The sequence below is a fragment of the Alloyangia pacifica genome (assembly GCF_020524285.1).
Lineage (GTDB): Bacteria > Pseudomonadota > Alphaproteobacteria > Rhodobacterales > Rhodobacteraceae > Salipiger > Salipiger pacificus_B.
The window spans coordinates 67,185-91,781 of record NZ_JAIVKX010000016.1 but is presented as its reverse complement, the minus strand read 5'-3'; the positions used below and the strand labels follow the sequence as shown (position 1 = coordinate 91,781).

At 65.9% G+C, this 24,597-nt stretch carries 22 protein-coding genes; 8 read left to right on the top strand and 14 right to left on the bottom strand.

Annotated features, from left to right (window positions below; genetic code table 11):
- Window positions 1-108: 108 nt before the first annotated feature.
- Together LC039_RS20160 and LC039_RS20155 are read left to right on the top strand one after the other, a co-directional pair.
- Window positions 109-771 carry a hypothetical protein gene (locus LC039_RS20160; RefSeq protein WP_226627778.1) on the top strand — a complete coding sequence of 221 codons (663 nt, stop codon included), beginning with the start codon at window positions 109-111 and terminating at the stop codon, window positions 769-771.
- Window positions 772-855: 84 nt separating this feature from the next.
- Window positions 856-1,368 (top strand): RES family NAD+ phosphorylase, encoded by a 513-nt coding sequence (locus LC039_RS20155; protein WP_226627776.1) that lies wholly within the window; start codon window positions 856-858, stop codon window positions 1,366-1,368.
- A 46-nt stretch (window positions 1,369-1,414) separates the two neighbouring features.
- Here LC039_RS20155 and LC039_RS20150 read toward each other — a convergent pair whose 3' ends face one another.
- The 4 genes from LC039_RS20150 to LC039_RS20135 form a co-directional block, all read right to left on the bottom strand.
- Window positions 1,415-2,047 (bottom strand): plasmid pRiA4b ORF-3 family protein, encoded by a 633-nt coding sequence (locus tag LC039_RS20150; RefSeq protein ID WP_226627774.1) that lies wholly within the window; start codon window positions 2,045-2,047, stop codon window positions 1,415-1,417.
- 18 nt (window positions 2,048-2,065) lie between these two features.
- The gene (locus LC039_RS20145) at window positions 2,066-2,383 is read right to left on the bottom strand and encodes an H-NS family nucleoid-associated regulatory protein (RefSeq protein WP_226627772.1); all 318 of its coding nucleotides are present in this window, start codon (window positions 2,381-2,383) and stop codon (window positions 2,066-2,068) included.
- A 900-nt stretch (window positions 2,384-3,283) separates the two neighbouring features.
- Window positions 3,284-4,429: an HPP family protein gene (locus LC039_RS20140; RefSeq protein WP_226627770.1), complete on the bottom strand. Its 1,146-nt coding sequence runs from the start codon at window positions 4,427-4,429 to the stop codon at window positions 3,284-3,286.
- Between the two features lie 53 nt (window positions 4,430-4,482).
- The gene (locus LC039_RS20135) at window positions 4,483-5,238 is read right to left on the bottom strand and encodes a sulfite exporter TauE/SafE family protein (protein WP_226627768.1); all 756 of its coding nucleotides are present in this window, start codon (window positions 5,236-5,238) and stop codon (window positions 4,483-4,485) included.
- A gap of 90 nt (window positions 5,239-5,328) precedes the next feature.
- Between LC039_RS20135 and LC039_RS20130 the strand changes: the two genes are divergently transcribed.
- From LC039_RS20130 to LC039_RS20120, 3 genes are all read left to right on the top strand, one after another.
- The gene (locus tag LC039_RS20130; RefSeq protein ID WP_226627766.1) at window positions 5,329-6,081 is read left to right on the top strand and encodes a FadR/GntR family transcriptional regulator; all 753 of its coding nucleotides are present in this window, start codon (window positions 5,329-5,331) and stop codon (window positions 6,079-6,081) included.
- Window positions 6,082-6,139: 58 nt separating this feature from the next.
- Window positions 6,140-6,463, top strand: coding sequence for a hypothetical protein (locus tag LC039_RS20125; RefSeq protein WP_226627765.1), 324 nt, complete (start codon window positions 6,140-6,142; stop codon window positions 6,461-6,463).
- Window positions 6,464-6,871: 408 nt separating this feature from the next.
- Window positions 6,872-7,045, top strand: a complete 174-nt coding sequence (locus LC039_RS20120; RefSeq protein WP_226627914.1) for a class II aldolase/adducin family protein — start codon at window positions 6,872-6,874, stop codon at window positions 7,043-7,045.
- Between the two features lie 86 nt (window positions 7,046-7,131).
- Here the strand turns inward: LC039_RS20120 and LC039_RS20115 are convergent, their stop codons facing one another.
- Entirely contained in the window at window positions 7,132-8,088 is a 957-nt protein-coding gene (locus tag LC039_RS20115) for a DMT family transporter (protein WP_226627763.1), read from the bottom strand.
- 913 nt (window positions 8,089-9,001) lie between these two features.
- Window positions 9,002-9,784 carry an AraC family transcriptional regulator gene (locus LC039_RS20110; protein ID WP_226627761.1) on the bottom strand — a complete coding sequence of 261 codons (783 nt, stop codon included), beginning with the start codon at window positions 9,782-9,784 and terminating at the stop codon, window positions 9,002-9,004.
- Between the two features lie 98 nt (window positions 9,785-9,882).
- Between LC039_RS20110 and LC039_RS20105 the strand changes: the two genes are divergently transcribed.
- The 3 genes from LC039_RS20105 to LC039_RS20095 all read left to right on the top strand — a co-directional run bounded on the left by LC039_RS20105 (window position 9,883) and on the right by LC039_RS20095 (window position 12,220).
- Window positions 9,883-10,833: a DMT family transporter gene (locus LC039_RS20105; protein WP_226627759.1), complete on the top strand. Its 951-nt coding sequence runs from the start codon at window positions 9,883-9,885 to the stop codon at window positions 10,831-10,833.
- A gap of 416 nt (window positions 10,834-11,249) precedes the next feature.
- On the top strand, window positions 11,250-11,636 hold the full coding sequence (locus LC039_RS26995; protein ID WP_226627758.1) for an ester cyclase: 387 nt from the start codon (window positions 11,250-11,252) through the stop codon (window positions 11,634-11,636).
- Window positions 11,637-11,806: 170 nt separating this feature from the next.
- Window positions 11,807-12,220 (top strand): RidA family protein, encoded by a 414-nt coding sequence (locus LC039_RS20095; RefSeq protein WP_226627756.1) that lies wholly within the window; start codon window positions 11,807-11,809, stop codon window positions 12,218-12,220.
- Window positions 12,221-12,719: 499 nt separating this feature from the next.
- Here the strand turns inward: LC039_RS20095 and rodA are convergent, their stop codons facing one another.
- From rodA to LC039_RS20055, 8 genes are all read right to left on the bottom strand, one after another.
- On the bottom strand, window positions 12,720-13,859 hold the full coding sequence (gene rodA, locus LC039_RS20090) for a rod shape-determining protein RodA (RefSeq protein ID WP_226627754.1): 1,140 nt from the start codon (window positions 13,857-13,859) through the stop codon (window positions 12,720-12,722).
- A 66-nt stretch (window positions 13,860-13,925) separates the two neighbouring features.
- The gene (secD, locus tag LC039_RS20085) at window positions 13,926-16,529 is read right to left on the bottom strand and encodes a protein translocase subunit SecD (protein WP_226627752.1); all 2,604 of its coding nucleotides are present in this window, start codon (window positions 16,527-16,529) and stop codon (window positions 13,926-13,928) included.
- Between the two features lie 596 nt (window positions 16,530-17,125).
- Window positions 17,126-18,400 (bottom strand): hemolysin family protein, encoded by a 1,275-nt coding sequence (locus LC039_RS20080; RefSeq protein WP_226627750.1) that lies wholly within the window; start codon window positions 18,398-18,400, stop codon window positions 17,126-17,128.
- 6 nt (window positions 18,401-18,406) lie between these two features.
- Window positions 18,407-19,429 (bottom strand): TerC family protein, encoded by a 1,023-nt coding sequence (locus LC039_RS20075; protein WP_226627748.1) that lies wholly within the window; start codon window positions 19,427-19,429, stop codon window positions 18,407-18,409.
- 217 nt (window positions 19,430-19,646) lie between these two features.
- Window positions 19,647-20,276: an exopolysaccharide biosynthesis protein gene (locus tag LC039_RS20070; RefSeq protein ID WP_226627746.1), complete on the bottom strand. Its 630-nt coding sequence runs from the start codon at window positions 20,274-20,276 to the stop codon at window positions 19,647-19,649.
- Complete coding sequence (gene ybaL, locus LC039_RS20065) at window positions 20,276-22,003, bottom strand: YbaL family putative K(+) efflux transporter (protein WP_226627744.1); 1,728 nt, start codon at window positions 22,001-22,003, stop codon at window positions 20,276-20,278. The genes LC039_RS20070 and ybaL overlap by 1 nt, the downstream gene beginning before the upstream one ends.
- A gap of 168 nt (window positions 22,004-22,171) precedes the next feature.
- Complete coding sequence (locus LC039_RS20060) at window positions 22,172-22,543, bottom strand: hypothetical protein (RefSeq protein WP_226627743.1); 372 nt, start codon at window positions 22,541-22,543, stop codon at window positions 22,172-22,174.
- Window positions 22,544-23,571: 1,028 nt separating this feature from the next.
- Window positions 23,572-24,396 (bottom strand): ion transporter, encoded by an 825-nt coding sequence (locus LC039_RS20055; protein ID WP_226627741.1) that lies wholly within the window; start codon window positions 24,394-24,396, stop codon window positions 23,572-23,574.
- Window positions 24,397-24,597 lie beyond the last annotated feature (201 nt).

Sequence of the window (24,597 nt, the reverse complement as noted above, 5' to 3'; positions counted from 1 at the left end):
TGTCGTTCTGGTGAATGAGGCGGTTTTGCCAGAGTTCAGCGTTTATCTCTACGTGGATAGACAAAATGGACATATTGGACTATATCTCTGGGCAACTAGGAGGCCGCCATGTCAATTCACAAGAGAGATGTCGTCACGGTTGACCAGGAAGCTCTGGCTCAAGCTTTCATGCAGGACGATGGCTCAGTCGACCAAGAGACGCTGAGCCGGGTTGCGGATGTCATGACCGCCGCCGCGAAAGCTGTGCTCGCGGCGCAGGGCATCGATCTTCGGGTCGCGCGAGGCCGCAAAGCGCAAGTTCGAATGAAGTCGCCGCGCTCGAAACGTGGGTCCGACGAAGCTGGGGAGGCCACTCTCGCTGGCCAAGGGCTGTCGGCAATAGTTTCTTCGAAGGACGGCATTGCTTTGCTGCAGGAGCGCGCTGTCAAACTGCCCCTCGAAGCTTGGGCGGGCGAGGTGATGGGGCCCTCCAAGGCGGCGGAAGCCTTGGGGGTCCGGCGCTCTACGCTCGACAACTGGCGAACCAAGGGGGAGATCATCGCGATCCCAAAGGGCAAGGCTGCCCACGTCATTCCCATGGCTCAGTTTGTTGAGGGGAGGCCGATGGCGGGGATTGGCCGTGTCCTCGATATTGCACATGGGTCAGCAAGCCTGGCCTGGAGTTGGCTGACAACGCCGCACCTGGACTTCAATGCCGAGCCGCCCATCGCCGCATTGTCAAAGGGGGAAGAAACTGCGGTCTTCGCGGCAGCGGAGCGGAGCATCGGCTAAATGCACTTCGACTCTGCCGTTGTCGCAGATCTGACGGTCTCCATCAGACTAACACGTTGGCTCAGGATTATGCCGGCAGCGCATATGAAAACGCCGTTGGGACGTGGTTTCGGCGCGTCGCGCTGGTCTTCCAGAACTCGGGCCTTCAAGGTCATCTACGTGGGGCAGCAGATTGAAACATCGCTTGCCGAGACGATCATTCGCGACCGGTTTGAAGCAATTCCCGTTGCTGACCGGATCTTAAACCTCTCCGAGGTGCTGAATTGGGCAATCGCGGAAGTTCACAGCAAGAAGGCATTGAACCTTCTTGATTTGACGAGCGTTGGCCCGCTGCGCATTGGCCTCGATACAGATGCAGCCGGGGCCAAGGCTCATCTGACCGGGCAAGAGTTTTCAGATGCGCTTCACGCGGAATTTCCAGAGCTAGACGGCATCATGTACCTTTCGCGTCTTACCCGAGGTCGTTGCATAGCGGTCTACGACCGTAGCATTGACCAGTGCTTGACGGCTGACCCGGCGATCGGGCTCGAGTGCGTCCGGTCACTCCGTGATGTGCTTGAGGGGCTGAGTGTGACTTTGAACGATGACCTTACATAGCGCGTCAAAGTGGCAATGCTGACGGGCGCGGGCCGACTACGGTAAGTCAATCGCCACGCTTCGAGCTCTTGCCAATCAAGGGCTTGGGCTGATGCCAGCGCCTGCGAACATTGGCGCGGAAGGTGTTCCGGATGTCCTTGTTGATCAGCGCGAGGTCGAACCACTCTGGATCGAAATGCCCCCCGGCCCAACGCAGGTTGCTCGCGTGATCCTGGTGCTCGGCGTCTTGCAGGGTTTCGATAAACTCAGGGTAAGACCAAGGACCACCGACGTCATCTGGTGGTCCTGCCCGCGCGCCTTCGAGGCATTCCGCATGGCGGGGCAGGGGGTCGAGGACCAAGATATCCTCGAGGACGACGCGGTGCCGCCAGTTGTCGCCAAAGTCATAGACATAGGTGAAGGCGATGTCGCGATCGATGAAATCCGCCATGCGCACGGTCCGGTAGTCGAAAGTCGTTGCGTTGCCGAAACCGATGTCGAGGATCTCCGGATTGCCGTAGCGGAGTCCGCCGATGTGGAACTCATGCAGATGGCTGTCGGTCCAGCTGAACGCAGCTTGAAGAACGAGATGCAGGCGATCGAGCGTCCAGGTTGACGGAAGGACCAGCCGCCTCCAGATAGGCGGATCGATGTCCTCTAGCGTGACAAGCAGGCGAACCGCGTTTCGTTCCTGACCCATGCTTCCTGGGCTCCGAGTTCAGATGGAAAAATCCTCAAGCTTTTTTCCGGCGGCAATCTCTTCCGCAAGCCAGGCCGGCTTCCGACCACGTCCGCTCCATGTGACTTCGGGGTTCTCCGGATGGCGATACGTCGGGATCGAGGCCGGGCGTTTGGGCGCGGCACGAAACTCGGCAAGGTCCGAGAGAGAGTAGCCAAGCTCTTTGGCAACGGCGTCGACTTTTTCGAAAGCGGCGGCCTTTTGGCGCGCTTCGTAACTGGCGATAGCTGTCGCAACCTGCTTTTGGAGTTTCTTCAAGTCTTCAAGAGAAAGGGCATCAAGGTCGAATTTGGACATTTATCGCTCCAGATTTTCCTGAATGTGTATTGCAGCAAGATGCGCCTGACAATTGACATGGAGAACATGAGCGGGGTTTCCGCGGCATTTGCAATGATACCTTGGATTTAGCGGCACGGCGTACCCGGTGTTCCCTGCCACGCCTGGTCGCAGCGTTCAGACCTTATAGTCGCCACCGCCAGAGTTCATAGCCTTCCAAGGTGGCAACCGGTCGCTCGGTTTGAACTACTCGCCGACGCAAGCGTGATCCCGGGCAGTCATCCGCGTGTAGGATCGAGCTGGAGAAATCAGTGCGCCGCGCTGCCACGCCGCACTCAGCTGATGGCGCAAGGAGCCGTGCGTCGTTCACGATGAGCGCGACACACCAAAAGGTGAAACAGACCAATGCCGGACAGGTTCGGCGGGGTGTGTTGGTTTGGAATTGAGAAAGCGGGAGCGCGGCGACCCCAAGGGAGGAGGAGAGGGGCCGCTGCTGAAATGCAGGGCTCAGGGAGGAGGAGAGAGCCCGGCAAATTCCGCCAGCACGTCGCCGTGCCGTACTCTTCAGATAGGAATTGCTGCGGTGCAGCGCAAGCTTCCCCGACGCAAATCTGTCCTGCGCAAGATGCCTAGAACGCTCGACGCCCAGTTTGCCGGCACGACCAGAGTTACGGCCGAGTGTTTGAAAGCTTGGGTTTCGGCCCCACTCAGGCGCAGACCATCAGCGGGACCGCGAGACCTGGGTGGCGGGTATGCTGCACACGCATGGTGCTTCTTGTTGAGAAGTTTTCATTTCGCCCATAGATAGGGCGCAGGGTTCGGATTTGAGCTGAAAAGCTCATCTTTCCCTACCTCCCTGTTGGACTTCGGCCGAGCTTGTCTCGGCCATTTTTTTTGTTCGCACGTCTCTTCATCGGTGTCTCAGGCCTCGCGGAGCGCCTGGCGCGCCAGCGCGGCGATCATGTCCGTGCGCGTGACGATGCCGACGATGCGCCCGCGCTCCAGCACCGGGATGGCATCGACGTCGCCATCCGCCATCATCGGCAGCAGCGCGGCGACCGGCGAGCCGCGCGTCGCGCGCGGGCCGGCGACCTTCATGATGTCCGAGGCGGTCACCGGGGTCTCGCGCCCCAGATCGACGAGCCGCCGGAAGGCGGGCAGGAAGCCGCGTTCGAGCCGCTCTGCGTCTTCGCGGGCGCGGGTGATCAGGTGAATTTGGAAGATCACCCCGAGAAACCTCTGCCCCGGCCCGACCACCGGCAGCGAGGCGAAGCGATGCCGCCGGAACAGCTGGGCGACCTCGGCGAGCGGGGTGTCGCTGCCGACGGTGACCAGATCGCGCGACATGATGTCCTCGGCGCAGAGCGGGCCTGCATGGTGGCTCGCGGCTTGCAACTCGGCGGCGCCGATGAGCCGGGCCAGATCCTCGACCCCGAGGTTGAACGACTGCCGGTAGCGCTCCAGCAGCCCGGAAAGCTCTGTCTCCGAGAGCCTGAGGCGCTCGGAGGGGGCACGGTCCCCGGTGCCGTGCTGGCCGGGGGCGTCGAACTGCCGGAACGGGTAGTGCCGCCCGGTCAGCCGGGCGTAGAGCGCGGCAAGCACGACCAGCGCGGTGGTGCCCGCGGCGATCGGGGTCAGCGCGAACCAGAAGCCGAGATGGTCGATGGCCTCGGGGCTCATGGCGGCGGTCATCGCCACAGCCCCCGCCGGCGGATGCACCGCGCGGCACAGGATCGTCGCGGTGATCGCCAGCCCCACGGCAAGCGCGATGCGCAGCGCCGGATCGGCGACCAGCAGGCAGGTGGCAACGCCCACCAGCGCCGCCACGGTATTGCCGACGATGGCGGACCAGGGCTGCGCGAGGGGGCTGTTGGGCACCGCGAAGAGCAGCACCGAGGTCGCGCCGAAGGGCGCGACGAGATAGAGCCCGAGGCTCAGGTCGATCTGCGGCGAGAGCAGGAAGAGCCCGGTGATGCCAAGGCCGAGCAGCGCGCCGAGACCGGCGCGGAGCGCCTCGCCGAGGGAGACGCGCGCCACGGCGGGACCGAGGGAACGGAGGATGTGCATGGGGAGCTGCCTTCTGTGCCTGCCGCGCAGAAATTCAGCATTCTGCGAAAAGTTCAACCGTAGGCCTGCGCAAAGAAGACGATGGTGGTGACCAGCCCGACGGTGACGATGAAGGTCCGCAGGAGCGACAGGTCCTGCACCTTGCGGGCCATATACGCCCCGACGTAGCCGCCCGTGGCGCAGCCAATGCCGGTGACAAGCAGCGCGGTCCAGTCGATCAGCCCGGCAAGGCTGTATGTGGCGACCGAGACAGCCGACAGCACCAGCGAGGCCAGCGTCTTCAGCCCGTTCATCCGGTGCAGGTTGCTCATGCCGATGAGTCCGAAGGCGGCCAGCAGCAGGATCCCGAGCCCGCCGTTGAAATAGCCGCCGTAGATCGAGACGAGCAGCAGCAGCGCCGGCGAAACCGCATCGGGCGGGCGGCGCCCCGAGGCGATCAGCCGGCGCAGCAGCGCGGGGCCGGCGGCAAAGGCCAGCGTGGCGATCAGCAGCAGCCAGGGAATGACGCCAGAAAACAGGTCCTCGGGGGTGACCAGCAAGAGCAGCGCACCGAGGATCCCGCCAAGCACGGCGGTGGCGACGAGCGCGCGCAGGCTCGGCCCGTCGCCTGCCTGGATGTCGCGCCGATAGGCCCAGCTGCTTCCGGCATAGCCGGGCAGGGCGGCGAAAGTGGCGGTGGCATTGGCCATGATCGGCGGCACGCCGACCCAGACCAGCGCGGGAAAGGTCAGGAATGTGCCTCCGCCCGCGATGGCGTTGAGCGCCCCTGCGCCGACACCGGCAAGGGCAAGGATGGTCGTGGTCAGCATCTGGGTCCTCCTCGAGAGCGGCGCGGTGTTGCATGGCATGGCATTGGTCTGCAAATTGGTCTGGTTTTTGCCCGGAGTGGGAGGCACGGCATGACATCGAAGCGGGGGCAGGTCGTCCTGTCGGAACTCCGTGGGCTAGTGGCCGATCTGGCCACCGAGGTCGGCGCGCGGCTGCCCGCGGAGCGCACACTTGCCCGCCAGCTCGGCTGCAGCCGCGAGACGCTGCGCGGCGCGTTGCAGGTGCTCGAGCGCGAGGGCGAGCTCTGGCGGCATGTCGGGCAAGGCACTTTCTGCGGTCCGCGGCCGCTCGGCCATCCGATCCGCGAGCAGATCCTGGTGCAGGGTGCCGCGCCGATGCAGCTCATGCAGGCGCGGCAGACCATCGAGCCCTCGGTGGCCGCCGAGGCGGCGCGGCTCGCGACCGCAGAGCAGGCGGCCTACCTGGCGGATCTGGCGCAGCGCGGCCGCAGGGCACGCACGCGGCCCGAAAGCGAGCAGCTCGACGCGGCCTTTCACCGGGGCATCGCCGAGGTGACGGGTAACCCGATCCTGCTGGGGCTGCTTGATTATCTTGCGGGAGTGCGGCGTCACGCGGCCTGGCAGCGCGAGTGGGAGCTGACCTATCGCCGGCTCGGCGTCAGCGCGTTCACCGAGCGCCATAGCGCCCAGCACGAGGCCATTGCGTCGGCGATCTCGGGGCGCGACCCGGACCGCGCGGCAGCGGCGATGCGGGCGCATCTCGAGACCATCTCGGAGGCGATGCGCGGCGCCGGGCTGCCGGGGGCGGGCGGGCGCGACCGGCACGCGGAAACGTTCGGACACGAGTGCGCCAGCCCCCCTTGAGCCGGGTCCCCCGCTGCCGCAGGCTGGCCGGAATTGCCACAAGAGGAGGACACCCCTGATGGTTGATTTTGCCCGGACCGCCGCGCTGCTTGCCGCGCTTGCCGGCGTTGCCGCCTGTGCCGAGGACCCGCAGATTCAACCGCTGACCAAGGGCTTTGTCGAGGGCAGCTTTTCCGCGAGCGACGCGGCCGTGGCGGCATGCCGGGCCAAGCTGGCGGCGGAAACCTCGGGCAGGCTGAAGGTCGTCGGATCGCAGGCCTCGGGCGCAAGAAGCTCGGTCTACATGCGGATCGGTCCGAGCGGCGCCCCCTGGCGCTGCCAGGTGGGTTCGGATGGCAGCAATCCGAGCGTCGGCTTCATGGGCTACGGCGGTATGGCATGACGGCAGGGGCCGAAGGGGACGTGTGTCCTAAGACCGCGGCGAAGTGATTGGCGCGCGTTTCGGCGGCAAACGGTGCTCCGATTTTCGTCAAGTGATCTCTGTGCTGGTGGCGCGGTCATGAACGAGCTCGCGCCCCTACGCGAACAGGTGTGCGGCTACGCCTCCACGTTTTCCACTCAGGGGCTGTCCCTCGGATCGAGGCGCAATTGACCGATGTCGAGGGCGATGCGCCGACAAAGGATATGCCGCTGCACAGCGCGCTTTATGAGGTCCTTGGCGCCGTCCGGAGTGCCGTGCATCTGCCGTGTGTTATCGCGTGGCAATGTTTTTGATACTCGATGCGGATCTGCATGACTTGCTGTCGCCACCGACGCCCTATCCGGTCATGAAGCTCGGGGGGATACAGTTCTGCACTATCTCTTGCCCGGCGATCTGGCGATCCACAACACGATCCAAGGGCTGTCGGACAAGCGATGGGCTGGGATGCTGGCCAACCATGGGGCGGTTGCGGCAGGCGAGAATCTCGAAGCTGCAGTTCGCGCCATCGAAGAGCTCGAGGCGGGGCCAGACGGGAAATCATGACGTGTGGCCTGTCGCCGCGCATGCTGAGCGAGAAAGAGGTTGCCGCGATCCTCTCGCGGTATGATGCGCAGGGGCAGGGCTAATGCCTATAGCGTGCTCGAGGTGACCGGCACCTGCGGGCGGCGGTGCGCCAGCTGCTCGCGATGGATCAGATATAGCCCGGAGCCCACGATCAGCGCGATCCCCGCCCAGACCATAGGCGCGGGGAAGTCACCGAACACCAGCCAGCCCAGGACGGTTGCCGAGGCGAGCTCAAGATATCCCAAGGGGGCGATCAGCGCCGAGGGTGCGAGCCGCAGCGCGTAGGTTAGAAAGATGTGCGACAGGGTCGCCGCGAGGCCCATGCCGCCGAGATGGACCCACGCCACGCCCTGTGGCCAAGTGGCCCCGCCGCCAAGGCTCTCTGGCAAAAGCCACAGGAAGGGCAGCCCAAGGATCACCGCAGCGATGGCGGTCGTGGCCTGCTGCGCCACTGGGGCCAGACTGCGAAGCTGCCGGGTGACCAACATGTAGCCAGCGAAGGCCACCGCCGTAATCAGCGGCAGGATGGCCGCGATGCCGTGGCTTGCCAGCCCTGGCTGAACCACCAGGAGTGCGCCGCCGAACCCCACGATGGAGGCGAGGATCCGGCGCGGCCCGACGCTTTCGCCCAGCAGGGCCCAGCCGAGGAACATCAGCACGAAAGGTTCGATCTGTGCAATCGCCAGCGCGTCCGCGATTGGCATGCGCACCATGGCACCGACGAAACCGATGGTCGCGATTAGCGACAGCGCCGCGCGTGCGATTGTCAGGACGAGTTCGCGCGGGGTCAGGCGCAGGCGGATGCGCAGGACCAACGCCAGCGCCACCATGAGGACGCCCTGCACGACGAAGCGTGCTACGGTGATCTCGGCAACGGGCAGGCTGCGCGTCGCGAGCTTTGAGCCGACATCGATAAGCGGCGCCGTGGCGCAGAAGCCAAGCATGAGCACCGCGCCGAGCAGCGGCCGGTCGATCTGCGGAGATGCGATGGGGGGCGTGCGAGGGGCGTTGGTGGTTTGCATCCGCATGCCATGAGCGGAGCGCCCTTATTTGGCAAGAGGGCAGAGTCGCCCGGACCCGGCGGGCAGCGATTTTTCGGCGAAGGCAGATACTGCCACTGGGCACGCGCGGTCTTGCGGCGGAGCCGTTCGAGATCAAGGTGCATCTCTCGCCTCCAAACATCCGTGACGGGGAGATGAGACGGATGGCAGAGTTGAAGACCATCGCTTGGGCTCATGTCCATCGCCGGCCAAGGGTATCCCAGCGGTTCGGACCGGATTGTGTCGGGCATCGTCTTACCATCGCGAGGTGGACTCGACTTTGACATATAGTGGGCGGAAGCATCGGGCCGCTCGGTATCAGCGTTGGGTTTGATGACCGGCGTTTTGTCAGGGCATTGGGGACGGACTGCTGTACAGCGGTCTCACTTTTCTTGCCCTGGGGTGTGCTTACGCAACGATACTTTGAGCGCCGACCCAATCGCGCCAAAGCTCGGCAAATTCCACGGCATCAGATTTCAGTCTAAAGCAGACCTCGCCCTGAATGGTAAGCTGCGCTGACAGGAGCTTAACGCTGTAGCCTTTGTCAGTTCGTGATACCGAGATGTGCATGCTCGCCTCCCCAAGCCTACCGAGACAGATTAGCGGGTGCACATGAAAATCTCGAGACAACACTGGCACCGCGGATGGCCCCTCGCAGTGCTTTGGCGCATAACGGTGAAACAATTGGCAGTTTGCGCAGTAAAAGAGCTTACCTAGGGTAAGTTGAAGTCGAAATGATGCACACATTGAGACTACGCGCTGCGGTGCTCCGCTCAGTGGACACTAGGGAATTTGCCCGGCGCGGTGACGGCTAAACCTGACGCGTATACGTAGGTGCCGACGAAATCGTGGGGGCCTTGTCGTTCCGGCGGCGTGGTCGGACCAGGCGGGACCTCTACCGGCCTATGAAACGCGCAGGGCTGCTGCCAGTGATGCGCCGAAACATGGCGATGAAGGCCGAGGCCGTGCCGTAGCCGAGATCGAGCGCCACGCTCTCGACGCTGGCGCCGTCCTGCAACAACGAGATGCCCCGGACCACGCGCACGCGCTGGCGCCATTCACTGAGCGACATACCAAGTTCTTGCGTACAGCGTCGGACCAGCGTCCGGTCACTCATCCCAAAAGCCCGGGCGAGTTGCGCATTGCTGCGTGGATCGGCGGGCGCATCGCGAAGTGCCTCAAGCACGGGGGCCAGCAACACATCACTGGTTTCCGGCACGAAACTGTCGGCAATTGAACAAGTTTCGAGCTCGTCGACCATGACGCGCAACAGGCGGGACTGCGTCTCGGTATTAGTGAACCGGGTTTCCGCGAGACTATTGAGGATGGCGCGCAGCAATGGGGTGACAAGAAGCGAGCATGTGCGATCCGGCATCGCGTCGCAGAACTCTTCGCTGATGTACGCCGAGAAATGCACCGCGGCGCGCCGGTTGAAGCCCACGTGCTCTACGTGGGGCGGGATCCAAAAGCCCATGTGTGGGGGCGCGAGCAGATGCTGCCCCGCGAGCCGCAACTCGGTAACGCCACTGAAGGAATATACGAACTCTCCCCACGGATGCCGCATCACCGGGTATGTGGCGTTGTCTGGCATGCTCTCTAGCCGGAAGTAGATCGGAGCGGGCAGCTTATCGCTAAAGGGCGGATGGCGCAGGTGCGGCGCGCTCTGGGCTGGGGTCATGGCTGGCGGTCCGGGACGATTGTTTGGCGTATCTTCGCTATATATAGGTAATCGGCCAGTCTAAACAGGGCTCATGATTTGCCTGCCAAGGTGCGCCCATGAAACGACCCATTGATACCACCGCCATCGCCGTGATGATCCTGCTGTGCCTGATCTGGGGGCTGCAGCAGAGCGCAATGAAGATCGTCGCGGACTCGGTCGATCCAATGCTGCAGATCGGCCTTCGTTCGGCCTGTGCCGCGTTGATTGTCCTGGCGCTGAGCCGGGTGTTTCTGCGCGACCGCTGGCACCGCGGGCTGTTTCTCGGGCCCGGCCTGCTTGCGGGGGCGCTCTTCGCGCTCGAGTTCCTGCTGGTTGCCGAGGGGCTGCGCTGGACCACGGCTTCGCATATGGCGGTATTTCTCTATACCGCACCGATTTTCGCGGCGATTGGCCTGCATGTGGCGCAGCCCGACGAACGCATGGGGGCGGTGCAATGGGTCGGGGTGGCGATCACCTTTGTCGGCGTCGCTGCGATCTTCGTGCTCCCCGAGCTGCGCGGGCCGGGCGCCGCGCTGACCCCCGGGCTGGTCCTCGGTGACGTGCTCGGACTGGCTGCGGGCGTCTGCTGGGGGATGACGACCGTGGTGATCCGCACCACCCGCGTCTCCGAGGCGCCGCCGGCGCAGACGCTCTTCTACCAGTTGGTTATCGCGGGGGCAGCGGCGCTTGGCTTCTGCACACTGACGGGGCGGCTGTCGCTCGAACCGACGCCTGCGGTGATGGTCAGCCTCTCATTCCAGACGATAGTTGTCTGCAGCCTCAGCTTCCTCGTCTGGTTCCGCATGCTGCAGATTTACCGTTCTTCGCGGCTCGGGGTGCTCAGCTTTATGACCCCGGTCTTCGGCGTGGTCAGCGGAGCCGTCCTGCTGGGGGACGCTCTGACATCGGAGTTTCTTCTGGGGGGCGCGTTAGTGCTTGTCGGCATGATCGTCGTGCAGGCGCAAGAGTGGATCATCAGCCGCCGGGCGCTGCGCGCCGACCGGGTGCCAATGTGTGAGCGTGCCTGACCGGTAGGAAGATGAGCTGAACCCAGCAGGTGGTCCGGGTGAAATGCTGATGCCGGCTGACCTTCGATCTACTGGGCTGAAGAGCTTAGGCGCAGGTACTCGATATCCGAGCGCACTATGCGGTCGTTCCTTGTTGTAGCACTCACGCTTGTGCATCGCCGGCAGGTAGCATTGCGATGTCTCGTGCTTATCCAGACGCCGCTAAGCGTTGTATCCGGTTTCTTCCTGACGAAACAGCGGCAAGCGTTTTCGGTTGCGCAGTGCCGCAGTGCGTGAGCGATCGCGAAGCCCTAGGTGCAGATTCTCGGCAATGCGGCGTCGGTCGACCTCAGAGCGGACGAAGTCGCCAGTCGTGCCGTTGCGTCTTCTCTCCCGCAGGTTACAGTCCGTCGAGGCGGAATACAGAGGCGGGAGCAGTGGGGCGAGACGAGATCATTGAATCCTATCAGGGGTATATCGCGTGTTTGAACAGGCAGGGCTGGCAGGATCTTCATCTCTATGTCGCCGACCAGGTGCAATACAACGGGGTCTCGATCGGTCTCGACGGCTACGCAAACATGCTCGTTGCGGACTTCCGCGCGATACCCGATCTCCATTTCAACATCGCAGGTCTTGTCTGCGACCCGCCCATGATTGCCAGCCGCTTGGCATTCGACTGCACCCCGGTAGGCTACCTCTTCGGAATGGCAGTGAACGGCAAAAGGGTTCGCTTTGACGAGAACGTGTTTTACGAGTTCCAGGATCGAAAGATACAGAACGTCTGGTCCGTCATCGACAAGACAAGTATTGCCGCGCAAATCTGACACATTGCAGGCCGGCATGGGCTCGAAGTTCTCCCCTGGCACGCGGTACGCCAACGACCGTAGCGGGTCGCAGCCCTGAGCGTGGCATCTTGAGCCTGAGGATTCAGGGAGCTCCCCCAAAAAACGCGCTGCCGTTTCGTCCCTTCCGCAACAAAACGAAAGAAGTAGGCATGGCACCAGAAGTTTTGCAGATACCGCACGGTAATGAGATGTTCGAAGGCTATCGGGCGGCGTTCGAAAAATACGGTTTCTCTCCCGCCGTCAAATCGCGAGGGTTCCTGTTCATCTCCGGGCAGGTCGGTGCTCGTCCGGATGGAAGTGCCCCAGAAGACGTCGCCGGCCAATCCGAATGGGCCCTGAAACGCATCAAGGAACTCCTGCGGATCGCCGGGCTGGATCTGAGCGATCTAGTCGACGTCACCAGTTATCACGTGGACATCGAAGAGACGCTTTCTGACTTCATGGAAGTCAAACAGCGCTTCATCAAGAGCCCGTTCCCTGCCTGGTCAATCATAGGCATCTCTGGGCTGAGCCGGCCCGAACTCAAAGTCGAGATAAAGGCGGTCGCTGCCCTGCGAGAATGAACGCCGGCTTTGATCGAGGTGTGGTCATCCGGCCAGATCAACGCCGCGGTCAGCTAAGGGCGCATCAGGCCAATAACCTGGCAAGGAACGACGCGGCCCAATGCCTAGTGTATCAGGACTGACTGCGGCGGATAGCGGACGCGTTCGGCGAGATGGGCGGTCGGAAAATAGGAGGGGGGTGGGAGTGCGGCGACCCCAAGGGAGGAGGAGAGGGGCCGCCGCTGAAATGCGGGGCTCAGGGAGGAGGAGAGAGTCCGGCAAATTCCGCCAGCACGTCGCCGTGCTGTACTCCCCAGATAGGAATTGCCGCGGCGCAGCGCAAGCTTTCCCGACGCAAATCTGGCCTGCGCAAGATGCATGGCAGGTTCGGCACCGAGATTTCATGCATGAGCGCGGCTTTGGGGGCTCGGCTCACGGCTTGGGTCCAGATTTTCAGGTCAGATCGTGGACGCCTGTGGCGGGCACCGGGCACCGAGACCGCATTGTCGGCACCGCCCGCTCAGCGCGGGCGATGCACATGGGCGCATTGGATGAAGCCGAAGGCGACCATCAGCGCGATCATCGCCGAGCCGCCGTAACTGACCAGCGGCAGCGGCACGCCGACCACCGGCAGCATCCCCATGACCATGCCCATGTTGATGAAGAAGTAGAGAAAGAAGGTCATGACCATGCCGAGCGCCAGGAGCGAGCCGAAGCGGTCGGTGGTGCGCAGACCCGTCGCCGTGCCGAAGACCAGCGTCAGCATGTAGAGGCCGAGCAGGCTTGCCGTGCCGAGAAAGCCGAGCTCCTCGCCGATGGCGGTGAGGATGAAGTCGGTGTGCTTCTCGGGCAGGAAGTTGAGCCGGGTCTGGGTGCCCTGCATGAAGCCGCGCCCCGACCAGCCCCCCGAGCCGAGCGCGATCTTGGCCTGCGCGATGTTGTAGCCGGCGCCGAGCGGGTCGCTCGTGGGGTCGAGGAAGGTGTCGATGCGCCGGTACTGGTAGTCCTTCAGAAGCTGCCAGGGCGTGCCGCGGCTCTCGATCACCAGCGCCACCAGCCCGCCGATGCCGCCGAGGACCGTCGCGAAATAGAGCCAGTGGACCCCGGCGAGGAACATCACCGCGCCGCCGCCCGCGACCACCAGCAGCGCGGTGCCGAGGTCGGGCTGTTCGAGGATCAGCGCGGCGGGCAGCAGGATCAGCGCCACCGGGATCGCCAGCCACAGCGGGTGCGACACGCGCGAGACCGGCAGCCAATCGTAATAGGCGGCGAGCACCATGACGATGGCGATCTTCATCGGCTCCGAGGGCTGCAGGCGGATCACGCCGAGATCCACCCAGCGCTGCGCCCCGCCGCCGGCAAAGCCGATGAGATCGACCAGCAGGAGCAGCAGCAGGACCCCGAGGTAGAAAAGGAACGAGACACTCCGCCAGACCCAGATCGGGGTCATGGCGACGGCCAGCATGACGCAGAGCCCGAGCCCGAAACGCTTGACTTGGGACGCCATCCAGGGCTCCGCCGAGCCGCCGGCGAGCGAGTAGAGCGTGAGAAAACCGACGCAGGCGATGGCGGTCAGCAGGACGGCGAGCGGCCAGTTGAGATGAAGAAGTTTGCGAAGCCCCCTGGGCTCCGCCCTGTGGGTGCTGATGAGGTAGGACATGGCCGATCTGCTCTGGACAAGGGTTTGGGCCCGCCCGCTCTTGCGGGCGGGTCGGCGAGCCGGGGCTCAGCTGTGGGTTGCGGCCAGCGCGGCCTCGCGCTCCTCCCGGCTGCGCCGGTCGACGCCGAGCATCAGCACGATGTTCTTGGCGACGTAGATCGACGACCATGTGCCGATGACGATGCCGAAGGTGATCGCGAAGACGAAGCCGCGGATCACGTCGCCGCCCAGCACCAGCAGCGCGATCAGCGCCACCAGAGTGGTCAGCGAGGTCATCAGCGTCCGGCTCAGCGTCTCGTTGGCCGAGAGGTTGAGCAGCTCGCGCAGCGGCATCTGGCGGAACTTGCGCAGGTTCTCGCGCACCCGGTCGAAGACCACCACCGTGTCGTTGATCGAGTAGCCGAGGATGGTCAGCAGCGCCGCGACGATGGTCAGGTCGACCTTCAGCTGGAACAGCGAGAAGACCCCGAGCGTGACCACCACGTCATGCACCAGCGCCGCCACCGCCCCGACCGAGAACTGCCATTCGAAGCGGAACCAGACGTAGACGAGGATCCCCGCCGTCGCCGCACCGACCGCCAGCAGGGCCATCCAGAGCAGTTCCGCGGACACCTTGCCGCCGATCGTCTCGACCGAGGTGAAGGCGATGCCCGGATCGGTCTGGCGCAGCGCGTCCTGCACCTTGGTCAGCGTCTCCTGCGAGAGCGCGGCGTCGCCGCCCTCGGCGCCAATGCGGATCGAGACCACCTGCTGGTCGGGCGCGAAGGTCGGGTCGAAGACCTCGGTGATCACCGCCTCCTGCATGCCGATCCCGGCCAGCGCTGTGCGGTAGGCGCCGATGTCGAGCGTCTGGTGGGTCTCGGCGCGGAGACTGGTGCCGCCCTTGAAGTCGATGCCGAGGTTGAGCCCCATGCTGGCGATCAGGAAGACCGAGACCACCACCGCCAGCGCCGAGGCCCCGAAGGTGGCGTATTGCGCGCGGAAGAAGTTGATCGAGGTCTTCTCGGGCAGGCGCGATAGCAGGCCGGTCATCCGCAGCGTCCGCGGCTTACGCCATTCCAGCCAGCTTTGCAGCACCAGCTTGGTGACGAAGATCGCCGTGAACATCGAGGTCAGGATGCCGAGCCCCATGGTAACCGCGAAGCCGCGCACCGGGCCCGAGCCAAGCCAGAACATCAGCCCGGCGGTTAGCAGGCCGGTGAGGTTGGAGTCGAGGATGGCCGAGAAGGCGTTGTCGAAGCCCTTGCCGACGGCCCGCCAGACCGATTTCTCGACCTGCAGCTCCTCGCGGATGCGCTCGAAGATCAGCACGTTGGCATCCACCGCCATGCCCATGGTCAGCACGATCCCGGCGATGCCGGGCAGGGTGAGCGTGGCGCCGATGGCCGACAGCAGCCCCAGCAGCATCGCCATGTTCATGCCGAGCGCGAAGGTGGCGACAAGGCCGAAGCCGCCGTAGCTCAGCACCATCAGCGCACAGACCGCGACCAGCCCGACGACGGCGGCGCGGGCGCCGGCGGTGATGCTGTCCTGCCCGAGCTCCGGCCCGATGGTCCGTTCTTCGAGGAACTGCAGCTCGGCGGGCAGCGCACCGGCGCGCAGCAGGGTCGAGAGCTCGGTCGCCTCTTCGACGGTGAACTGGCCGGTGATGATGCCGGAGCCGCCGGGGATGTGGCTCTGGATCACCGGGGCCGAGAGCACCTTGCCGTCGAGCACGATGGCGAAGGGCTCGCCGATATGGGCGGCGGTGAAGTCGCCGAAGGCGCGGGCGCCCGAGCTGTCGAAGCGGAAGGTGACCGCGGGGCGGCCGTTCTGGTCAAAGCTGGGCTGGCTGTCGGTCAGGTCCTCGCCGGTGACCACGGCACGCGGATCGAGGTTGTAGCTCTGCTCTGGCTGGCTGGCAGAGGGCAGGGTGATCGCGTCGGGCCCCGCATCCCCACCAGCTCCGAGCACGGCGTTGAACGAGAGCTTCGCGGTGGTGCCGATGAGGCTCTTGAGGGTCTCGGCGCTGTCGATGCCCGGCACCTGGATAAGGATGCGGTCCTGCCCCTGGCGCAGGATGGTGGGCTCGCGGGTGCCAGCCTCGTCGATGCGGCGGCGGATGATCTCGAGACTCTGCGCCACGACGCGGTCGGTCAGCTCGGAGCGCCCGGCCTCGGTGTAGCGCAGGACCAGCGTGCCGTTCTCGTCCACGGCCTCGATATCGGACTGCCCCGCTCCGGCGAGCGTCGAGACCGGCGAGGCGAAGCTGCGCGCGGCCTGCATCGCGGCATCCATGCCCTGCGGCTCGGAGATCGAGACGCGCAGCTCACCTTTGGGGGCATCGAGCCGGCGCAGCGTGCCGACCTGCGCGCGCAGCTCCCGCAGCGCGTCGCGCAACTCGGGCCAGAGCCCGTCCATGCGCTCGCGGGCAACGCCCTCCACGTCGACCTCGGCCAGCAGATGCGCGCCGCCGCGCAGGTCGAGCCCGAGGTTCACGAGGTCGGAGGAGAGCCAGCTTGGCCAGCCGTCGGTGCGTGAGACGGGGGCTGTGGTGCCCGTCGCGGTCCCTGCGGCGAGGTCGTTGTGCTGCTCGACGCGGGCGTAGAAGGCGTTGGGCAGGGCGAGCCAGAGGCAGAGGAGGCAGACGCCCCATATGCCGAGGCGTTTCCAGAAAGTTGGTCTTTGCATGATGGTTCCCGGACAGATCCCGATGCCGGAGCAACAAGGGACGTGTCGTTATGTCTTGGTGAGAAGAGAGGTTCGGAGGAGTTGCCCCGGCGCGGGCGCTGATGCGGCCAGCGGCAGATGGGGCTCAGGAGATCATGGGATCATGCAAAGGGAGGGGCGCGCGGCGGATGGGCTGGGCAACCCCTCTCGCCTGCAAGGGCGCAGGCGGGCGCGGAAAACGCGCATCGCGCCGACGCGCGGGGCGGCGCCTGATGAGATGGCTGGGGCGGCATTGCGCGCAGCCAGAGCGGGTCGGGTCCCGCGGCGTCGATGGTGCGCAGGCTTGCGCGTTCGGCTGCGGCCGGTGGCAAAATGCCCTGCGGCCCGGGGTGGGCCGGGCCGTCGATCGTCGCCTCGGCGGCCAGGGCGCCGGCCAGTGGCATGTGCGGCGAGGGATGCGCAACGACGGCAGACAGCACGACAAGAAGGGCGACGAGCGCCCCGATCCTGGCGGCAATCCGCGTGACCCCGCTCCTCATGGTGCTGGTCTCACAAACAAGGCTCAGCGCCGCGGGAGCCGCGGTGCGACAGAGTGGCGACAGGTTTCCTGCCCGATGTCATGAGAGCTCCTCGCGGCTGACCAGCAGCTTGTCGATGCGCCGCCCGTCAAGGTCGACGACCTCGATCCGCCAGGCGCGCCAGTCCAGCACCTCGCCGACCTGCGGCAGGCGGCCCATCTCGTCGAGCACCAGCCCGGCGACGGTGGAATAGGCGCGGCCCGGCGTCAGCGTCACGCCGAGATGGTCGGCGAACTCGTCCACCGGCATCGCGCCCGCCACCAGCATCGAGCCATCGGCGCGGATGACCAGCTCCTCCGCCTCGGGCGCGGCGCCGAAGTCCCCGGCGATGGCCTCGAGCACGTTCATCGGCGTCACGATCCCCTCGAAATGGCCGTATTCGTCGTAGACCAGCACCATGTGCGCGGGCGTGCCGCGCAGCGTCTCGATGAGGTCGAGCGCGGGCATCCCGTCGCGCACTACCGGCGCCTCGAGCAGGCGCGCGCGCGGGTCGAGGCGCCTGCCATCGGGGCTCAGCAGGTCATGCGCTGCCAGCACGCCGATCACCTCGCCGTCGGGGCCGTCGCGCACCGGCATCCGGGTGAGCCCGCTGTCGCGCAGCTGCGCAAGAAGCCGGGCGGGCGGGTCGGTCAGGTCGAGCAGGGCGACCTCGTGGCGCGGGGTCATCAGGTCGCGCGCGGCACGGTCGGCGACGCGCATGACCCCGGCGATCATCTGCGTCTCGGCATGTTCCAGCACCCCGGCGCTGCGCGCCTCGGTCAGCACCTGCCGCACCTCGGCGTCGCTGACGTCGGAGCCGCGGTCGCCGGACTGGCCGAGCAGCGCGAGCACCGCCTTGCCCGAGCGGTCGAGCAGCCAGACCAGCGGCGCGGCGACCAGCGCGATGCCCCGCATCAGCGGCGCGACGCGGGTCGCCACGGCCTCGGGGGCGCGCAGGGCGATCTGCTTGGGGACCAACTCGCCGACGATCAGCGACAGGTAGGTGATGACCACCACCACCCCGCCGACGCCGAGCGACTGCGCCGCCGCGGGCGAGAGGCCCCAGCCGCTGAGGCTGGCCGCCAGCCGGGCGCCCAGCGTGGCACCCGAGAAGGCGCCCGAGAGCACCCCGACCAGCGTGATGCCGATCTGCACCGAGGACAGGAAGCGGCCCGGATCCTCGGCAAGCCGCAGCGCGGTGGCGGCGCCGCTGCGCCCCTCCTCGGCCATGACCTTCAGCCGCGCGGGCCGGGCCGAGACGATGGCCAGCTCGGACATGGCGAGCAGGCCGTTGACGAGGATCAGCGCCAGAACAATGGCAATCTCGAGATACATGGGCGGTTACCGGGCCTCGTTTGCGGGGTGGGTGTGGGGGCCGGTCTCGGGCGGGGTGCCGGCATCGCCGCCGGTCTTCCACAGCGAATAGACCACGCCCACGGTCAGTATGGCGAAGGTGATGCCCAGCGACCAGACCGGCGGGAATTTCTCCCAGCCCATCAGGTCGGCGATAAAGACCTTGGAGCCGATGAACACCAGCAGCACCGACAGCGCGTATTTCAGGTAGGTGAACCGCCGCAGGATCGCCGACAGCGCGAAGTAGAGCGCCCGGAGTCCGAGGATCGCAAAGATGTTCGAGGTGTAGACGATGTAGGGATCGGTGGTGATGGTGAAGACCGCCGGCACCGAGTCCACCGCGAACACCAGATCCGCCAGCTCGATCACGATCAGCGCCAGCAGCAGCGGCGTGGCGTAGCGTATGAGCTTGCCGGTGGCGGGGTCGGGTTTGCGCACCGTGAAAGCGTGGCCGTGGATCTCATCGGTGACGCGCAGCCGGCGCTTGAGGAAGCGCACCACGGGGTCGCTGGCAAGGTCATGCTCTTCCTCGCCGCCGGCAAACAGCATCTTGATCCCGGTGAGGATCAGGAAGCTTGCGAAGACGTAGAGCACCCAGTGGTACTGCTCGACCAGCGTCGCGCCGAGGCCGATCATGATGCCGCGCAGCACGATCACCCCGAGGATGCCCCAGAACAGCACCCGGTGCTGGTAGGCGGCGGGGATGGCGAAGAAGCCGAAGATCAGCGCGATGACGAAGATGTTGTCGAGCGCCAGCGTCTTTTCCACCACGAAGGCGGTCAGGTACTGCGCCGCCGGCTCGGTGCCCAGCTGCCACCACACGAAGCCGCCGAAGGTAAGGCCGAGCGTGATGTAGAGCGCCGAGGTCTTCAGGCTTTCGGCGACGCCGATCACGTGGTCGTCGCGGTTGAAGACGCCGAGATCGAGCACCAGCAGCCCGATCACGATGGCAAGGAAGGTCAGCCACATCCACAGCGGCTGCCCCAGAAACAGGGTAAGAAGGATTTCCATAATGGACCTCATCGAAGAAACGAGGCTCGAGGTCCGCGGGGGGTCGTCTGGCGATCCGGGCCGGGCATCGAGCGCTCTCGATGCGGTCCGACATCACGTGCGCTTTGGCGCTCGCCAGAGGGGCCCGGCCCGCGGGTCTCGAGGTGGGAGTGACGGAGCGGAAGAACAAGGGCGCCGCGTGGGCATTTCTGCACGCGCGGTGTTGCGGGGGCGGGGGTCAGAGCGGCCATAGCAGCGCCACCGCCTTGAGCAGGGTCCAGAGCACGCCCCAGACCAGCGCGACCGAAAGCCCGGCCACGGCAAAGCCGAGCAGCAGGCACAGCCCGTCGCGTTCGAGCAGCCCCAGCGCGAAGAGGCTGATCGCCAGCGCCGGCAGCATGTTGCCCAGCGGGATCGGCAGCAGCAGGATCACCGACAGCCCAAGGCAGACAGCGCCGGCGGCGCGCATCGCGAGCGGTGTGGTCATCAGCGGCAGCCGCGGGCGCAGCAGCCGTTCGGCGCGCTCCAGCAACGGCACGACGCGGGCGATCAGCGCGCGGAAGCCCGCCGCGCTGGTCGACCGCTCGAGGATGATCCGCGGCAGCCAGGGCGGGCGGCGCAGCATCAGCTGCCACGAGAGGTAGACCAGCGGCCAGCCAAGCAGCCCCGACACCCCGGGCGGCATCGGCACCACGTTGGGCAGGGCGAAGACCAGCATCAGTGCCGCGCCGCTGCGGCCGGCGAGCAGGGTCAGCAGGTCGCCGATCGAGACGCGCTCGGCGGCGGTTCCGGCCGGCGCGAGCCCGGCGCCGGCGCTGTGGCCGAGCAGCAGCACCGAAAGCGGCACCTTGGGGGGCGGGGCGCGCATCATGCCGCGTTGCCCCGCGCCGCGCTGCGGATCCCCGGCGAATCGACCAGCTCGGCCAGTCCGCGGGCCACCTCGATGTCGCCGCGCACGATGTGATCGACGCCGCTGTCATAGAGATGCGCCACCTCGCCCTCGGCATCGGCACGGCCAAGGATCTCGATCTGCGGGTTCGCTTCGCAGGCGCGGCGCGCCAGCGTCCCGGCCTCGAGCGCGCTGGGGATGGTCAGCACCAGCACCCGCGCCGTAGCGATGTTCGCCCGCGCCGGCAGCGTCTCGTCCTGAGCGAGCCCCACAAGCGCCGCATGGCCCGCGGCGCGCGCCTCGGCGCAGCGCTCGGGCTGGTCGTCGATCACCAGCACCTGCCCGCCCTCGCGCGCCAGCGCGGCGGCGACCTGGCTGCCGATCCGCCCGTAGCCGACAAGCACCACGTGATCCGCAAGCTCGGCGGCGGCATCGGCGGGCGGCACCTCCGGCACCGGCGCGCCCTCGGGCAGCTCGGGCTGGCGCCGGCGCGCCAGCCAGTCGGTGCCGCGGAACAGCGCCGGATTGACGAGGATCGACAGCATCGCGCCGCCGAGGATCAGGTCCTGGCCCTCGGTCGGCAGCAGCCCGAGGCTGGTGCCCAGCACCGCGAGGATGAACGAGAACTCGCCGATCTGCGCAAGGCTGGCGGCGATGGTCAGCGCGGTCTGCCGGTCATGCCCGAAGCTGCGGACGATGCCGTAGGCGACAAGCGATTTGGCACCGACGATGATCGCCACGGTCGCGGCCAGCGCCAGCGGCGCCTCGATCAGCGCGCGGGGATCGAAGAGCATGCCGACCGAGACGAAGAACAGCACCGCGAAGGCATCGCGCAGCGGCAGCGTGTCCGAGGCGGCGCGGCTCGACAGCGGCGACTCGGCCATCACCATGCCGGCGAAGAAGGCGCCAAGCGCCAGCGACACCCCGAAGAGATGCGCCGAGCCGAAGGCGACCCCCAGCGCGATGGCCAGCACCGCCAGGCTGAACAGCTCGCGCGAGCCGGTGCCGGCGACGTATTGCAGCGCGCGCGGGATGACCCGCCGGCCGACGATCAGCATCAGCGCGACGAAGCTGACCACCTTGAAGCCGGTCAGCAGCAGGGTCGCGAGGAGGGGGCTGAGGCCGAGCGCACCGGACAGGGCAGAGCCCTCCACGGCGGCCGGCATCGGGGCGGTGCCGCCGAGCAGCCCGGCGAGCGGCGGCAGCAGCACCAGCGCGAGGACCATCACCAGATCCTCGACGATCAGCCAGCCCACGGCGATGCGGCCGCGCTCGGTCTCGATCAGCCGCCGGTCCTGCAGCGCGCGCAGCAGCACCACGGTCGAGGCGACGGAGAGCGCGAGGCCGAAGATCAGCCCGCCGCCCCAGCCCCAGCCGAGCCCCCAGCCGAGCGTGGCGCCGACCAGCGTGGCGGCGAGGATCTGGCCGATGGCGCCGGGGATGGCGATCGCCTTGACGTCGCTCAGATCCTTCAGCGAAAAATGCAGCCCGACCCCGAACATCAGCAGGATGACACCGATCTCGGCAAGCTCCGAGGCAAGGTGCTGGTCGGCGACATAGCCGGGGGTGAACGGGCCGATAAGAACGCCGGCCAGCAGGTAGCCGGCGAGCGCAGGCAGCCGCAGTCGCTGCGCGGCAAGGCCTAGGAGGCATGCGAGCACGAGGCCCGCAACGATGGTTGCGATGAGAGGGGTGTCGTGAAGCAAGTTGGGATGCCTTTGACTGGAAGCGTCGACATAGAGCGAGACAACTGCGCGGGCGTAGGGCCGGGCGCGCAATGGTCAACGCGGGCACCCCGGCGCCGGAGCTCCGCCAAAGGCGGCGCGCCAACGCAGTTCACCCGGCCCGCGCGGGGCGGGTCGGGGTTTCGGATGTCAGGCTTGCGGAGGGCTTCTTGCGCGGGGTCTGCCGGGCGGCAGCCCCTCGGCCAGCGGCGGCGCGCGCGGCGCGGCCAGCAGCAGGTAGCGCGGCGGCGGCGTCAGCTCGGGGAGCGCCGGCAGCGCCCCCGCGGCCGGCGCCGCCGCGCGCGGCTTGTGATGGTCGATGAGCGAGATCGCCGGCGCGAGAATGGCCGCATCCGCAGTGAGCGTGGTGCGCACCGCTGCCGATAGCTCGGCCCGCTCCTGTGCCAGGCTCTGCCCCTGACTGCGCGCCGAGACATTAGCCTGCATGAGCCCGATCGCTACGATCAGGCTGCAGAGCAGCAGGCGGAAGGTGGGGGCAAGGCGGGACAGGATTGCAGACATATGTTGTGGAGATGGGCGCGGCGGCGGTCAATGCAATGGGCGCATCATCGCTGGGGAAAAAAGTTTTGGCGCGCGAGGCTTGGATACCAAAACGTCATGGACGCCGGGTGCGCCGCGGATGCGCCGGGGCTGCATGCACGCGGGGGTGCAGTTCGCCCTGCCGCGAGACGCGGGGGTGCGGGGCGCCCTTGAGGGCGTCGCGCTGGTGGGCAGACACCGCTTCAAGGCGCGGGTGACGCGGGGCTGCCGATGTCGCGGTGACATGGAGCGAGCCGGAGGTCTCTCCGCTGGGGTGTCGCACTTCGTGTTCGGGAAAGGGTCTTTTGGGCATCGTCATTTAGTGAGGCAGCATGGTCCGGGCCTCGGACGCCACCGGCTACAATCAGCGCTGCCTGTGGAGAGAGGTCCCGTCACGAATGAGGCGCACTTCCCGAAAAAGGAAAGTGCGCCTCTGATCGTCCATACCGTGAGTGGATATGTTGCCAACCAGAGGCAGCATCGCCGACCTCCCCTTCAAGGTGTGCGTGTCTTCAACCTGATGAAGTCTGGGCGTGTTTCCGCCTCACGCGAAGGTCGCGTCGGGGAACCTCGCGCGCATCTCGGTACATGCTTGGGCGGTTTGTTCGCTGTAGCGGAGTTGTATGCTGCATTGGCTTGCGAGCGCCAAGGCCGGGCCGCGACACACTATGGCAACGTCGACGCTTTTTCGCGCACGCCAGGCTGGGCGGTCCCGCCATAGTGATCCTGACCTCGAGCCCATTCAGCGCTAATCAGGTGGGCATGACGATGAGGTCGGCTCCGTCCTGTGCTGGTTTGTGGATGCACTTGGGAAGGCACCTGACGCGACGGGACTGCGGCGAGGAATGGGAGACAAGGTATCGGTCGCTTGCGAGGTGGCGGGCTGGCCAGCAAGTGGAACATCGACGCAGCAAGGAACGGAACCCAGCGATGGTTCGCATCCAAGTGGCGACGGGTTCCGCCAGCCCTGAATATTTTGACCGGGTCGACCCGGACGTCCTTCTGTCGACCTATCGACTTGCCCGGACCCGTTCGCCACTCAGGCCGTCGGCACGCAGATCCTTAGCTCCATCTGTATCCTTCAGGTGCTCTTCGATGGCTGCGAGGCGCCGGATGACCTCATCGCGGTAGGTGTCCGTGGCGGCATTGCTCTCCTCGGCATGGGCGTCCTGCATCGAATTGACGATGAGGCCGACCACGAGGTTCACCACTGCGAAAGTTGTAATCAGGATGAAGGGCACGAAGAACATCCATGCCTCGGGGTGCACCTCCATTACCGGACGGACGATGCCCATCGACCAGCTCTCCAGCGTCATGACCTGGAACAGCGTGTAAAGGGATTGGCCCAGAGATCCGAACCATTCGGGGAAAGTTGCGGCAAACAGCTTGGTCGCAATCACGGCGGCGATATAGAAGATCACCCCCATCAGCAGAAACACCGAAGCCATCCCAGGTAGTGCGGAGATGAATCCTTCCACCACCCGGCGTAGCGTCGGCGCAACCGAGATCACCCGGAGCAGACGGAGAATACGGAGCGCGCGCAGCACCGCGAGCCCTCCGGTGGCCGGGGCAAGGGCGATGCCAACCACCAGAAGATCGAAGACGTTCCAAGCATCGCGAAAGAAGCGCAATCCGCGCGCGTAGAGCTTGGCAGCGAGCTCAGCCACGAAGATCGCAAGACAGACCGTGTCTAGCCCGACGATCAGGTCGCCAGCGACGTTCATCACCGTCCCGGAAGTCTCGAGCCCGAGAATGATCGCGTTGAATAGGATCACCCCCATGATCGTGTAACGCGTTGTAGGTCGGTCGAGAAAATCGGAAATGGTCTGGCGCATCCTGCGTCGGCTCCCTGTGAAATCCTGAGGCATCTAGGTTCGGCGGAGGTGATGTGCCAGCCCGAAGGAACGCATCGCCGCTTTGGTGTGATCACGATTGCGAGGAATGGCTTGGCAATCTGTCGCGGGAAGCCGCGTAGCAGTGCAGGAACCTCGAGGATCGTTGGTTTCCGTCGCATGCGCACAAGATGAGCGAGGAGA